This window comes from Alcanivorax limicola (assembly GCF_019931215.1).
GTDB lineage: Bacteria > Pseudomonadota > Gammaproteobacteria > Pseudomonadales > Alcanivoracaceae > Isoalcanivorax > Isoalcanivorax limicola.
This window is the reverse complement of the sequence record NZ_JAIOUB010000004.1, coordinates 150,989-164,680: the sequence shown is the minus strand read 5'-3', so window position 1 is coordinate 164,680 and position 13,692 is coordinate 150,989. Positions and strand designations below refer to the sequence as shown.

Below are 13,692 nucleotides of genomic sequence, written 5' to 3'. Positions count from 1 at the left end.
TGACTATGAGTACAGAAACGCGTACAGAAACGGATAGCGCAAAGCCGCAGCAGAAAGCAGCGAGCAAGCCCGCCGCCAAGCGCAAGCCTGCTGCTGCCAAGCCCCGTGCTGTGAAGTCGGCGGCCGTAAAGAAAGCCCCGAGCAAGGCCCGCGCACGGAAAGATGAAGTGGCGGCCCGTTGTGAGGTGCTGATTATCGGTGCCGGATTTGCCGGCCTGGGCGCGGCCATTCGTCTGCGTCAGCAAGGCATCGAGGATGTCGTCATTCTCGAGCGTGCCGGTGATGTGGGCGGTACCTGGCGTGACAACACCTACCCCGGGGCCGCCTGCGATATCCCCTCGAATCTGTACTCGTTTTCGTTCGCGCAGAATCCGGAGTGGTCCCGCAGCTTTTCCGGCGGGCCGGAAATTCTCAAGTACGTGCATTACCTGACGGATACCTACCATCTGCGCCCGCTGATCCGGTTCCACGAGAACGTGGCGAGCCTCAGCTACGACCAGGCGCAGGGTCTGTGGCGCGCGGTCACGGGTGACAAGGTATTCGAAGGCCGCTCTGTGATCATGGCACAGGGCCCGCTGTCCAACGCCAGCCTGCCTGACATGCCGGGTATCGACACATACCAGGGCCACAAGATACACAGCGCCATGTGGGACCATGATTACGATTTCACCGGCAAACGGGTGGCGGTCATCGGCACCGGCGCCAGTGGCATCCAGATCATTCCCGAGCTGGTCAAGAAAGCGGGTTTCGTCAAGGTATTCCAGCGCACGCCGGGTTGGGTGTTGCCGCGCCCGGACTTCCAGACACCGGACTGGAATCGCGGCCTGTTCCGGCGCTTTCCTGCCAGCCAGGATGCCATGCGCAAAGCGTTGTTCATGTTCCACGAATCCATGGCCTTGGGCATTATCTGGAACTCACCGCTGACGCGCCTGATTGAGCGCATCGGCAAGGCGCATCTGCGTTTTCAGGTGAAGGACAAGTGGTTGCGCCGACAGTTGACGCCGGATTTCCGCATTGGCTGCAAGCGCGTCCTGATGTCCAGCGATTACTATCCGGCACTGCAGAAAGAAAACTGCAAACTGATCACCTGGCCGATTGCGCGCCTGAGCGAGAAGGGCATCCGCACGGTAGAAGGTATCGAGCACCAGTTCGACTGCATTGTGTTTGCCACCGGGTTTGATGTATCGCATTCCGGAACGCCGTTCCCGGTCTCTGGTATCGACGGTCGGCAGCTCAATGAGGAATGGTCGCGGGGCGCGCAGGCCTACAAAAGCATCAATGTCTCCGGCTACCCGAATCTGTTCATGACGTTTGGTCCGAACTCCGGCCCGGGGCATAACTCGGCGCTGGTGTATATGGAATCGCAGATTGATTACGCGGTGCGGGGCATTCGGGCATTGCGTGACGGCAATCTCAAGGCGTTGAACGTGAAGCCGGATGCACAAGCTGCTCACAATGAGGCGATTCAGAAGCGCCTGGCGAAGACCAACTGGAATTCAGGGTGCAAGAGCTGGTATCTGACCGAAGACGGCTTCAATGCTACCATGTATCCGGGTTTTGCCACCCAGTTCGCCAGACAGATGGCAGATCTGGATCTGGACGACTATGAGTTGATTATTGCCAATTAAGCTTCCACCACGCGGGCAACAGGGTGCGGACTTCAGGCCGGCTGAAGCGATCGTCGATCAGAAAGACCACGCCCTGGTCTTCTCGTGTGCGGATAACACGTCCCGCTGCCTGAATGACTTTTTGTAGTCCGGGATAAAAATAGGTGTAGTCATAGCCTTTGCCCGGCATCAGCGCGTCCACACGGGCGCGCATCTGTTCGTTGATCTCGTTGAACTGCGGCAAGCCGAGGGTGGCGATAAAGCTGCCGATCAGGCGTGCACCGGGCAGATCAATGCCTTCCGCGAAAGCCCCGCCGAGCACGGCAAAGCCGACATGCGCGCTATCCTGCGTAAACCGCGCCAGAAACTGCTGGCGCGCCGCTTCCGGCATACTCCGGCTCTGCCGGTGCAGTGGCACGTGCGGATAATGCGTGGCGAGAAAATCAGCAACGGCTTCCAGATAATCGAAGCTGCTGAAAAAAGCCAGATAGTTGCCAGGCTGGCTGGCGAACTGTCGTGCAATCAATGCGGCGATGGGGGCGATCGAGGCCGCGCGCTGGTTGAAGCGCGTGGATTGCGGGACCAGCGAGACGCGCAGCTGCTCGGCACTGAACGGTGCCTCCACATCCAGCCAGCGGGTGCCCTCTGGCATACCCAGCAAGTCGGCATGAAATGCCGCCGGGCTCAGTGTGGCAGAAAACAGCACCGCTCCCGCCGCATCCTTCAGGCGTGGCGTGATGAACGGTGCGGGCACCAGATTGCGCAGGCACAGTCGCGTGCGGTCGCCGTCATCGCCCAGGCCTTGCAGCAGGTCATCGCCTGCCGGCATCTCCTCGACGGTCAGTGCGCTGCTGTCGAACAGGTAATGTTCGTCGAACGCATCGGCAATACGGCAGAAATGCAGCGCGTCGAAGTAGAAGTCCAGCAAGGCGCCACGGGTGTCATCCGGGTGATCATTGCGGTAGTCGGTGATGGCGCTGACCAGATTATGCAGCGCAGACATCAGCACCGGTGGTGGCTCCGGGAACAGTCGGTAAGCGCTTTGCGGATCAGCACCTTGCGGACCAGTGCCTTGCAGATCAGTGTCGCCGCGAGGCAGCAGGTTGACGGTTTGCCAGGCCTGTTCCAGCCGAGAGAAGCTGTTTTTCAGCGGCTTCGGTGCGTGACGGGCAAGCCGTGCCAGTTGTGCTTCATCCAGCGTCGCGGTGTACATGCTGCGGGCGCGGGGCAGCAGATTGTGGGCCTCATCCACCAGCAGGCTCACCTGCCAGTCATGCTCGCGTGTCAGCCCGTGCAGCAGGGCACCGACATCAAAGTAATAGTTGTAGTCACCCACCACCACATCACTCCAGCGCGCCATTTCCTGGCCCAGATAATAGGGGCAGATTTCATACGCGTGCGCGACGGCTGCCAGGCCGCTCTGATCAAGCCTGCCCGCAACCGCCGCGGCAGCACGTGCGGCGGGCAGGCGATCATAGAACCCCTTGGCCAGCGGGCAGCTGTCACCGTGGCAGGCCAGCTCGGGATAGACACAGGATTTTTCCCGGGCGACCAGCTCGAGTGTGCGCAGCGGCAGGCCTGCTGCATCGTCGGCGTTATCTGCCAGTGTCGTCAGCGCATCCAGGGCCAGTTGTCGCCCCGGTGTCTTGGCGGTGAGAAAGAACAGCTTGTCCCGTTGGCAGGTGGTCAGCGTCTTCAGGGCCGGGAACAGTGTGCCCAGCGTTTTGCCGATGCCGGTGGGCGCCTGTGCCATCAGGCAGCGCCCCTGGTGCAGGTTTTTATACACCGCCTCGGCCAGCGCGCGTTGGCCGGTGCGAAAATGCGAATGGGGAAACGCCAGTTGCGCGAGTGCGGCATTGCGCGTTTGCCTGTGCGCGATTTCCTGCACCACCCAGCGGGCGAAGTCATCGCAGTGGCGCGCCAGAATGTCGTTGAGTGCCGTGCGGTGCCAGCTTTCGCTGATCAGCGTTTCGGTTTGCCGCACCACATCGAAATACACCAGCGCCAGGGTGATCTCTTCGATATTGCGGCTGTTGCAGAACAGCGCGCCATAGCAGTGCAGCTGTGCCCAGTGCAATGCACGATGATTGGCGGGTAGCCGATTCAGGTCGCCGCGAAACGTCTTGATCTCTTCCAGACGATTGTCGGTGGGGCAGTAGCCGTCCGCTCGACCACGCACGGTGAGTGTGTGCGCAACCTCCGTGTCGGTATGCATCGCGTCTGATGGTGGCAAGGCGCGGGTGCAGTGCAGCGCGATCTCTGTCTCGTAATCGTCACCGCGTCGGCTGGCGACCAGCTGATGGCCGGCGATCCCCTCACGGGCGTTGGGTGAGGGCGTAAAGCGCAGGTCCAGATCGCCGCGTTTGGCGGTAAATTCGCACAGGGCGCGTACGCCAATGTAGTAATGGGGGTTGACGGTCTGCGTCATGGCTGCTGGCTTTCCGCAGGAAAGACCACATGGCAAACGGAAGCAGGTATGCCATGGTGTGCGAAAAAAGTCAGCCAGCGTTGCTGATGGTCCTGGAGGCGGTCTCCGGGGCCTTTTACCTCAATCAATTCGTAGCGGCTTCCTTGACGATTTTCTTCGGCAAAAAAACGGATCAGATCGGGAAAGCCTGAACGATGTCGCTCCGGTGATGCCAGCATACGCTGAAAGATATGTTGCAGATGCGTTGGCGGAATGCACGCCAGGGCTTCGTCGAGGAGTGCTTCACTGAGCGCGCCCCAGTAAACAAACGGCGACTGGGTACCGTGATGCTTGCGGTAACGCTCTATAATGATGCCACGATGCTCATCTGACGCTTGCCCCGAGGCAAGCGGCGCCAGGCAGGCATCAAACAACGCCTGGCGCCGCCGGGCGAAATCGTTGTGCCGCAAGTCGGCCGGGCCGCTCTGGAACGGGTGAAAAAAGGCGCCCGGCAACGGGGCAAATATCGCAGGCCAGCACAGAAGCCCGAACAGGCTGCTGAACAACGCGTTCTCCAGGTAGTACACACGGCTGCCCGGCATCTCTGCATCAAGGTGTGCCTGTACTGCCAGCTCCACCCGTGTATCGGGTGTCTGGTCAAGCGCCAGCGTTCTTGTTGCAATTGCCGGCTCTTCCTGTGCTTCCTTTTCCGGTGAGGGGCGTGACTGCCCGGCTTTGCGATACAGGCGCGGCAGCATGCGCCGCACTTGTAGTGCCACTTCCTCACTGGGCGGTTGCGCCTGCACCTCGCATGCCAGCGCCAGCGCGGCGTCGGCCGCGTCAGACTGCTCATACACACGGATACGACGTATGGCCGCATCTGGCAGCGCAGAGGGGTGATAACAATCGAGTGCGGCCTGGTGATTACCGACGCGCTCGAACTGTCGCCCCAGCAGATAGCGCAGCCGGTCATGGCGCGCCTGTAGCCAGGACAGCGTCGGTGCGGGCGGCATCCGCGCGGCCACGTCCTCAGGCGCGGTACCCGCTTCCAGCGATTCCCGGCACTGATGCAGCGCCAGCGCTGTGTCGATATCGCTGCGGCAGGTAAAGGCGCGGCTGTCCTGTGTCAGTGGTACCGGCTCAAAGCGCTGGTGCCCGAGCTCGGTCAGCACGAAGGTGGACCAGTCCTGATACAGGTTGCCGAAGAACATCAGCCGCAGACGTTCGCACAGGGGCATGATTGTCAGCGAGAAAAGCCGGTCGCGGGCCAGGCTGGCAGCGGGGGCACCCGCCGCCCCGCACCAGTCACTGAAACGGTGGTCGCCCGGACGCTGCGCAGCCAGGGCGTCCGCCAGCACGGGCTTGCGCGCCTGTCGCAGCGTGGCTTTCGTCAAGGTGTCTGTTTCGGCGAGCAGGGATTGCAGCTCCGGGCGGGTGATCAGCGCCGAAAGCGTTTCAGCATCCAGCTCGGGGTCTTCCCCGAGCCAACCGAGTGCCAGCAGCGGGGCGGCGCCCACCCCGATATCCCCCAGCTCCGGGTAGGTGATACGGCTGCGGCGGAACAGCGCGCCACGGCGCATGACCAGCCGCACCAGCAGCCCCTGGCTGGCCTCCGGCAGGGCGTTGAAGTCGCTGACAAAGGCGCGTTCGGTATCATTGAGCAGGTCGTCATAGCGCACAGCCACCCAGGCCAGCAGGCGGCCGAAATTGCGCAGGTAATAAAGCGGGTCTGCCAATGGCGCGGCAAAGGTCGACGATGCAGCAGCGGTGGGTGGCCCAACATGAGTCTGGTCTTGAGTACTGTCCATATGGCCATGTTATCCGGCTCGGCCTCCCAGACCAAGCGTGATGCGTCCGGCCGACGCGAAAGGTCAAGACAGGGGGAGCCCGGGCGGGCAGGCTGCGGCACTGTAAGATCGCCATGACAGTGAAAACACGATAACGAGCAGGACGGAGCGCATCCATGACGCATCTGCGGGGCAAGACGATTGTACTGACGGGGTCATCCAGCGGTATCGGCGCGGTGGCGGCGAAGAAGATGGCCCGCGCGGGGGCGCGACTGTGCCTGGTAGCACGCGATGGCGAGCAGCTCAGCGCCGTGAAGGCCGAGATCGACGCCGCCGGTGGCAAGGTCTGGATTTATCCCGCCGATCTCACCGATGAAGCGCAACTGAATGAATGTGCTGCGGCGATTCTGGCGGAGCATGCCCGGGTGGATGTGCTGATCAACAACGCAGCACGCTCCATCCGGCGGCCGATCGAGGAAGCACTGGACCGGCTGCACGATTATCAGCGGACCATCCAGATCAATTACCTGGGCGCCGTCGGGCTCACCCTGAAGCTGTTGCCGCGCATGCTGGAGCAGGGTCGGGGGCAGGTGGTGAATATCTCCACCATGTCGACCCAGGTGCCGATCCCGCTGTTCTCCGCCTATCTGGCCAGCAAGTCAGCGCTGGAATCCTTCTCGCGCTCTTTGCAGGCGGAGCTGGGCCACAAGGGCATTGATGTGACGGTGGTGCATTTCCCCATGGTGCGCACACCGATGTCGAACAAGACGCGGATCTACAAGCACATGCGCATGATGGATACCGATGCGGCAGCGGACTGGCTGGTGAAAGCCGTCCGCGAAAAGCCGGCGCGCATCGCTCGCCCGTTGGGCAATGTCGGCAGCGTGGTGCTGGCGGCGCTGCCGGGGCCGGCGACGCGCTACACCCAGCCGCTGTTCCGGTTGATGGACTGGCGACTGAAAAAGAAGCTGGAAAAGTAGCTGTCTTTCCGGATCAGGGCCGCATCAGGGCCGCAACACCACGGACACCACCGTCGCCATGTCCATCGGCTGGCCTTCGGTATCCCGGGCCGGGGCGAAGCGCCACTGGCGCACGCTGTCGAGCGCTGCCCGATCAAGGATCTCAGATCCGGCCGACTGCACCAGGACGCTATCGCCGGTGCGGCCGCTGGCAAGCACCATCACCTGCACCATCGCGGTGCCCCGTTCGCCATCAGCTTGCGGCGGATAGTTCACCGGGTTCTCCCGCACCTGCGGCGGCACGGCCAGGGTGGGCTCTGGCGTCGCGGGGGATGTGGCCGGGGCAGTCGCTGGCTCATCCACGACCGTGACACAGGCGCTGACAACCAGCGTAAGCAGTGCAAGCAAGGCAAGGGGCAGCAGTTTCATCATGGCTCCGTATGTCCGTATGTGTGAAGGCTGCTCAAGACTTTACTGCACCGGGGCGTCCGAGACACCCCCGCAGGTCACAAGCTGGCGGCGCATGTTCACACTTGCGTACTGATCTCCCGCAGCAAAGCTGCTGTGCTGTCCCAGCCGAGGCAGCCATCCGTGATCGACATGCCGTAGACGAGATTCCCCTGGCTGGATGGGTCGGCGGACTGCCGGCCATGTTGCAGATGGCTCTCGAGCATCACGCCGGCAATCGCCTGCTGCCCGGCGCGGCGCTGGGCCAGCAGCGCGCGCAGCACCGCCGGTTGATTGTCGGGATTCTTGCCGCTGTTGGCGTGACTGCAATCCACCAGCAAGCGCGGGTTGACGCCGGCCTGTGCCAGCGCGGCCTGCGCCCGGGCCAGGCTGGCGGCATCGTAGTTGGGACCGTCGTTGCCGCCGCGCAGCACCAAATGCGTATCAGGATTGCCCGCCGCCTCCAGCATGGCCGGATGCCCTTGGGCATCGACGCCGAAATGCCGATGGCCGTGTGCCGCCGCGCCCATGGCATCCACGGCCACACTCACCGACCCATCGGTGCTGTTCTTGAAACCCACCGGCAGATTCAGGGCGCTGACCATTTCCCGGTGCACCTGGGATTCGGTGGTGCGGGCACCGATGGCAGCCCAGCTGAGCAGGTCGTCGACATAGCCGGCGGCCATCGGGTGCAGCAACTCGGTCGCCAGTGGCAGGCCCAGCCCGGCGAGATCCCGTAACAGGCGCCGGGACACGTCCAGCCCGGCGATCATGTCGTGGCTACCGTCCAGATGCGGATCGTAGATCAGGCCTTTCCAGCCCACGGTGGTGCGCGGCTTTTCGATGTAGGCTCGCATGACGATCAGCAGCGAATCACGGAGTTCGTCCGCCAGTGCCGCCAGGCGCGCGCCGTAATCCAGTGCGGCGGCGGGGTCGTGCAGCGAGCAGGGCCCGGCGATGACCAGCAGGCGTGTATCTTCACCGCGCAGCACGGCGCGCACGGCATCGCGGTGCCGCTGGATCTGCTGGCTCAGTGCCGGTGACAGTGGCAGCCGGGCGCGTAGCTCGGCGATGCTGGGCAGGCGCAGGCTGTGACGGATGCCGTGTGCTGCTGATGTTGTTGTGTGTGATGTTGCGTGTGATGTCGAGTGTGATGTTGCTGAGTGCAGGGAAGCGCTCATGGTCACTATCCTTTCCTGTTATTGCTTACCGTTGGTGCTCCAGCCCGGTGACAGCCGGGCAATAAAAACCCCCGGGGGACGGACCGACCGGGGGTTCTTGGATGTTCGGTCAGGCGTCCCTGTTTACCGGGGCGCCTGCGGGGGTGTCAGGCGCGCCGGTGGCTGAACCAATAGCCATAAAAACGGAACGCGCACGCTGACGTGGCCGAGGTGTGGCGGCTGCGTGGGTGTAATGCGTTTCGGAGTACCGTCAGGCGTTGCATGAAAATGTCCTCGAGTAATGAAAAGAAGAGTAACCCGATTCTGATGACAGTGTCATGTCTGTGTGCCGCATGAATGTCATAGCGGCAGTCTATCCAGCGGTTTCAACTGGCCCTGCACGACGCCCAACCGGCCGGTGCTGACCGCGTTGCGGCGAATGCCGGCGACCGGCGCGATCATGAACAGGTCGCCGTTGCGGCCCGTCAGCTGCCGTGGCACGCCGCTCGCCCGGGCGATCTGTGCATTGGCCTGCATGTGCGCTGGCTCGCCATGCACCGGCACGGCCAGCCTGGGCCGCACCCACTGATACATGGCTTGCAGCTCCTCGCTGGCGGGGTGGCCGGAAGCGTGGATCGGCCGGGGGCTGTCCTCGGCCGTCACGACATCAATGCCTCGCTGCTGTAGCCGGGTGATCAGGCTGGCGACCGCCTCCTCGTTACCGGGAATGACGCGTGAGCTGAAAATCACCCGATCCCCCGGGGCCAGCGTCAGGTCCGGATGTGCATCCACGGCCAGCCGGTGCAGCGCGGTGCGTGGCTCCCCCTGGCTGCCGGTGGCGACCGCCAGCACTTCCTCCGGCGGCAGATAGCCCAGATGCGCAGGCTGGATTGGCACGGTGTCATTTTCCCAGACACCGGTGGCGCGAGCGGCGGATACCATGTTCACCAGCGAACGGCCCAGCAGGCCCATGTAGCGTCGGGATTCGGTGGCGATGGTTGCCAACGTATGCAGCCGGGCAATGTTGCTGCCGAAGCAGGCCACCACCACGCGCCCCGGTGCATCAGCGATGGCCGCCAGCAGCCCGCGATACAGGCTGCCTTCGGAACCCGAGTGGCCGGTCACCAGCGCATTGGTGGAGTCGCAGATCATCGCATCCACGCCTTCATCGCCAAGCTGCCTGAACGCCTGCTCTGAAAACCCGGCGCCGATCACCGGCGCGGCATCCAGTTTCCAGTCGCCGGTGTGGAAGATGTTGCCGGCGGCGGTGCGGATCATCAGCGCATTGGGTTCCGGGATGGAGTGGGTCAGGTCCAGCCAGGTGAGCGTGAACACCCCCACCTGATGGGTGGTGCCGGCGGCAATTTCGATAATCGGCACCTGACCACTGAGCCCGGTTTCTGCCAGTTTGCGGCGCAGCACTTCTGCCGCGAAGCGGGTGGCGTAAACGGGGCAGCGCAGCCGGTCCCAGAGCCAGGCGACGGCGCCGATATGATCCTCGTGGGCATGGGTCAGTACCAGACCGGCCAGTTGCTCCCGGCGCTCGCTGATAAACGCCGGGTCCGCCATCTGCACGTCGGCACCGAAATGATCCGGTTGCCCGGTGCGGGAGAAGGTGACACCGCAATCCACCATCAGCCACTGATGATCATGGCCGTACAGATTGAGGTTCATGCCGATTTCGCCACAACCGCCCAGCGGCAGGAACCAGAGGTCGTCCTGTTCGGGCGTCATGCTGTCCCGGCGATGAAATCGACGACGACGTTCGCGAGTGCTTCGCCCTGGTCTTCTTGCAGGAAGTGCCCGCCGTTCTCGATGGTGGTGTGTGGCTGCCCGGCGCAGCCCGGAATCAGCTTGCGCAGCACCGGTGCGGCCGCAGCGGTAATCGGATCCTTGTCGCTGAAGGCAGTGAGGAACGGCTTGTCGAAACGCTTGAGCACCTCCCAGGCGGCGCGGTTGGCGGCTGAGGCGGGATCCTCCGGGCTGGTGGGCACCAGCGTCGGAAACTGGCGGGCGCCCTCCTTGTAGCTTTCATCGGGGAAGGGCGCATCGTATCCGGCAATCACTTCGGCAGACAGCGCAGTGGCGGTGGCGCCCTGAATGATATTGCCGGTGGCAAACACCGGCACGCTCTGGGAAAACTGCTGCCATTTCAGGAAGGCCTCGCCGGGATGGTGATCGCCGGTGGGCAGCATGGTGTTGGCCGCCACCACCCGGGCAAAACGCTCCGGGTGCTCGCCCACCAGGCGCAGGCCGATCAGGCCGCCCCAGTCCTGGCACACCAGAGTGATGTCTTCCAGTGCCAGCCCGGTGATTAGGGCGCGGATCCAGTCCACATGCCGCTGGTAGGTGTAATCCTCGCGGCGCGTGGGTTTATCCGAGCGCCCGAAACCGATCAGGTCCGGGGCGATCACACGATAGCCCGCAGCGGCGACGATGGGGATCATCTTCCGATACAGGAACGACCAGGACGGCTCGCCGTGCAGCATCAACACAACGGCACCGTCACGGGGGCCTTCGTCCAGATAATGCAGGCGCAGCTCGCCGCCCTCCGTGTCATCCACGGTCAGGTAATGTGGCGCAAAGTCGTAGCCGGGCAGATTTTCAAAGCATGCATCGGGGGTGCGCAGGGCCTGCATGGGGTTTGCCTCCGTCGTGAGGGATGTACGGATTACGGTCGCTGGGCGTCGAGCGTGGTGCTGTCCTGGATGCGGAGCACAACCGGGAGGTCGATATAAAAAGTCGTGCCCTGGTCGGTGCTGTCAAAGCGGATGCTGCCGCCCATATGGGAGATCAGTTCCCGGCAGATTGCCAACCCCAGGCCAGTGCCCCCGACGCGGCGGGTATCCGAGCTGTCGGCCTGGGCGAAGCGTTCGAATACGCGTCCCTGGAACGCATCCGGGATGCCCTTGCCCTGGTCGGCGACAGCGATGATCAGGCGGCCGCCGCTGACGTCGGCGCTGATGGTGATCAGCCCTTCCGGCGGCGAGTATTTTGCGGCATTGGAGATCAGATTGGCCATGATCTGCTGGAAGCGCATGGCGTCCACATTGATCCATACCGTGGTGGCCGGGTGCCAGCGCAAGACCAGGCTGGCCTGGTGGCGGGCTGCCACGGACTCATTCACTTCCAGGGCATTGATCAGCAACGCTCTGGCGTCCTGATTTTCGAAATGGAATTCCAGCTTGCCCGCATCCAGCTTCTCGAAATCCAGCAGGTCATTGATCAGATGCAGCAGGCGCTTGCTGTTTTCATTGGCAATGCGAATCAGGTTCTGCACAGGGTCCGGCAGCGAGCCGAGCGCGCCGCCTAGCAGTAGCCCCATGGCACCGGAAATGGCGGTCAGAGGCGTGCGCAGCTCATGGCTGATCGTGGAAACAAACTCCTGCTTCATCACCTGCGCCCGGCGCTTCTCGGTGACGTCCCAGCAAGTGCCGGTCATCATCAGGTCGTTGCCGCCGGGGCTCTCCATGACCCTCGCTCGGGAAGCGACGTAACGCAAGGTGCCGTCCGGCCAGATCACGCGATACTCAGTGTCATATTCATGGCGGTTCGCGGCTGCACTGTTGAGCTCCTGGCGCACACGGTCACGGTCGCCCGGGTGCAACAGCATCATGAAGGCCTCCGGTGTGCCATCGAAATAATCACTGGATTTGAGCCCGAACAGGGGCGCCAGCTGAACGTCCCAGGTGATCAGCCGAGTGCTGAGGTTCCAGCTCCAGGTGCCCATGGACGAGGAGTCCATGGCCAGCAGGTGGCGCTCCTGGTTCAGGCGCAAAGCCTGCTCGGTATCGCGCAGGTCGCGGGTCATTTGCTCGGCCAGCATCTCTGCCCGCTGGCGCCGGGTGGCCAGGGTGTAGATGATGGCGGCCAACATCAAAGAGAGGATCAGGCCCATCACCAGCGTTACAGATTCTCGAGGTTGGATAAATGCCCTGGAGAAGGCGGGGGTGCTGTAGAAGCGAAGGGTCCAGATCTGCTCGTGGAGTGGCAGCAGCAGTGTTTCCTGCAATGCATCCGGCTGCAAAGTCTCGTCGCCCTGCCAGGACCGATAGATGCGCGTCGAGTCTGTCAGCACCAGTCCATCATATATTTCGAAATGCACCAGCTCATCCAGGGCGCCCAGTGTGCCGGTGATCAGGTCGTCCATGCGAAAGGGGCTGTAAACAAACGCCCGCAAGGCTTGCCAACGCTCACTTACCGAACTGAGAGGCATATCCGGGTGATAAGAGGGGAGATACATCAGTACCCCGCTTTGTATGTCGGCATCGGGTTCCTGCAACAGCGTCACCGCGTTGGAGAGCACCGCCGCGTTCTTGCTGACCGCCAGGTCCATGGCTGCCCGGCGCACGGGATCGGAATACATGTCGTAGCCGAAGGCCGCCAGATTGCGGCCTGAGAAAGGTTCCAGATAGATGATGCTGGTATAGCGCGCCCGATCCCCGACGGGGTGGATCTGATAATCCGGGAAGCCCTCGGCCCGCACGGCGGCCTCGTGGTCGGCCAGTGCCTCGGGGGTGATGATCTGGCTGACGCCTACGCCGAGGAAGCCCGGGTAGTGCTCCGGCAGGGCCAGGCGCTCGATAAACCGGTGCCAGGTTTCGCGGCTGGTCTCGTCTCGGGATTCGAGCAGGGCCGCGCCGGCACGCAGCACCTGCTTGTAGTCGTTCATACGGCTTTCGAGTTCGGCGACCGTGTTGTTGTTGAGCAAGTTGAACTCGCGGCGTGCCTGCTCACGGCCCTGCTCGTGCATCTGGTGCCAGACCAGCACCACCACCATGACTGACACCAGCAACGCCACGACCGTGACGGTCCAGGCATGGTTACTGGCCCAGCCTGTGGCACCAGAGGGCTTTCCGGAGATGTCAGAACCCATGCAGCAATTCCCGTGGGGCGCGTCCTTACCCTGCGGCCCCTGATTCTACGGCCCGAGGCGCTTGTGATGATTGCAGTCTGCCACCATTGGGCGTCGCCGTCACCGGCTCAGCGCCCGCCGGCCAATTGCCACAGGTTGGTGGAGCGTGCCCCGGAGCGGCAGAACGCCAGTACCGGCTTTTCTGCCTCGGCAAGTATGTCGCGCATCGCAGACGCCTGCTCGGCCGTGATCTGGCCCGGCACCACCGGCAGATGCACAAACGCAATGCCAGCCTCGGCAGCCGCTCTGGCGAGCTCTTCACTGAGTGGTTGCGCCGCGCCGCCCTCACCATCCGGACGATTATTGATCAACGTGCGGAAGCCCTGCTCGGCGAACAGCGCGATATCCGCAGCGGTAATCTGCCCGCAGGTGGCAAAGTCATCAGTGTGTTGCGTGATCGGGGTGTCCAT

10 protein-coding genes are annotated in these 13,692 nt (G+C 63.1%); 2 read left to right on the top strand and 8 right to left on the bottom strand.

What is annotated here, in order from left to right; all coding sequences use genetic code 11:
- Positions 1-5: 5 nt before the first annotated feature.
- A complete protein-coding gene (locus K8B33_RS13585; RefSeq protein ID WP_223427445.1) occupies positions 6-1,628 on the top strand; it encodes a flavin-containing monooxygenase in 1,623 nt (540 codons plus the stop codon).
- On the opposite strand, the gene K8B33_RS13580 is transcribed toward K8B33_RS13585, so the two are convergent.
- Together K8B33_RS13580 and K8B33_RS13575 are read right to left on the bottom strand one after the other, a co-directional pair.
- Complete coding sequence (locus K8B33_RS13580; RefSeq protein ID WP_223427444.1) at positions 1,615-4,035, bottom strand: ATP-dependent DNA helicase; 2,421 nt, start codon at positions 4,033-4,035, stop codon at positions 1,615-1,617. The genes K8B33_RS13585 and K8B33_RS13580 overlap by 14 nt on opposite strands.
- On the bottom strand, positions 4,032-5,822 hold the full coding sequence (locus tag K8B33_RS13575; RefSeq protein WP_223427442.1) for a VRR-NUC domain-containing protein: 1,791 nt from the start codon (positions 5,820-5,822) through the stop codon (positions 4,032-4,034). The genes K8B33_RS13580 and K8B33_RS13575 overlap by 4 nt, the downstream gene beginning before the upstream one ends.
- A 155-nt stretch (positions 5,823-5,977) precedes the next feature.
- Here K8B33_RS13575 and K8B33_RS13570 point away from each other — a divergent pair, with 155 nt between their 5' ends.
- Entirely contained in the window at positions 5,978-6,781 is an 804-nt protein-coding gene (locus tag K8B33_RS13570; protein WP_223427441.1) for an SDR family NAD(P)-dependent oxidoreductase, read from the top strand.
- Between the two features lie 24 nt (positions 6,782-6,805).
- Here K8B33_RS13570 and K8B33_RS13565 read toward each other — a convergent pair whose 3' ends face one another.
- The 6 genes from K8B33_RS13565 to K8B33_RS13540 form a co-directional block, all read right to left on the bottom strand.
- The gene (locus K8B33_RS13565) at positions 6,806-7,189 is read right to left on the bottom strand and encodes an energy transducer TonB (protein WP_223427440.1); all 384 of its coding nucleotides are present in this window, start codon (positions 7,187-7,189) and stop codon (positions 6,806-6,808) included.
- Positions 7,190-7,287: 98 nt separating this feature from the next.
- Positions 7,288-8,388 carry a 3-deoxy-7-phosphoheptulonate synthase gene (locus tag K8B33_RS13560; protein WP_223427439.1) on the bottom strand — a complete coding sequence of 367 codons (1,101 nt, stop codon included), beginning with the start codon at positions 8,386-8,388 and terminating at the stop codon, positions 7,288-7,290.
- Positions 8,389-8,727: 339 nt separating this feature from the next.
- A complete protein-coding gene (locus K8B33_RS13555) occupies positions 8,728-10,101 on the bottom strand; it encodes a ribonuclease J (RefSeq protein WP_223427437.1) in 1,374 nt (457 codons plus the stop codon).
- Entirely contained in the window at positions 10,098-11,006 is a 909-nt protein-coding gene (locus K8B33_RS13550) for a haloalkane dehalogenase (protein WP_223427434.1), read from the bottom strand. The genes K8B33_RS13555 and K8B33_RS13550 overlap by 4 nt, the downstream gene beginning before the upstream one ends.
- A gap of 32 nt (positions 11,007-11,038) precedes the next feature.
- Positions 11,039-13,243, bottom strand: coding sequence for a CHASE domain-containing protein (locus K8B33_RS13545; RefSeq protein ID WP_223427432.1), 2,205 nt, complete (start codon positions 13,241-13,243; stop codon positions 11,039-11,041).
- A gap of 107 nt (positions 13,244-13,350) precedes the next feature.
- Positions 13,351-13,692 (bottom strand): TIGR01244 family sulfur transferase, encoded by a 342-nt coding sequence (locus K8B33_RS13540; RefSeq protein ID WP_223427428.1) that lies wholly within the window; start codon positions 13,690-13,692, stop codon positions 13,351-13,353.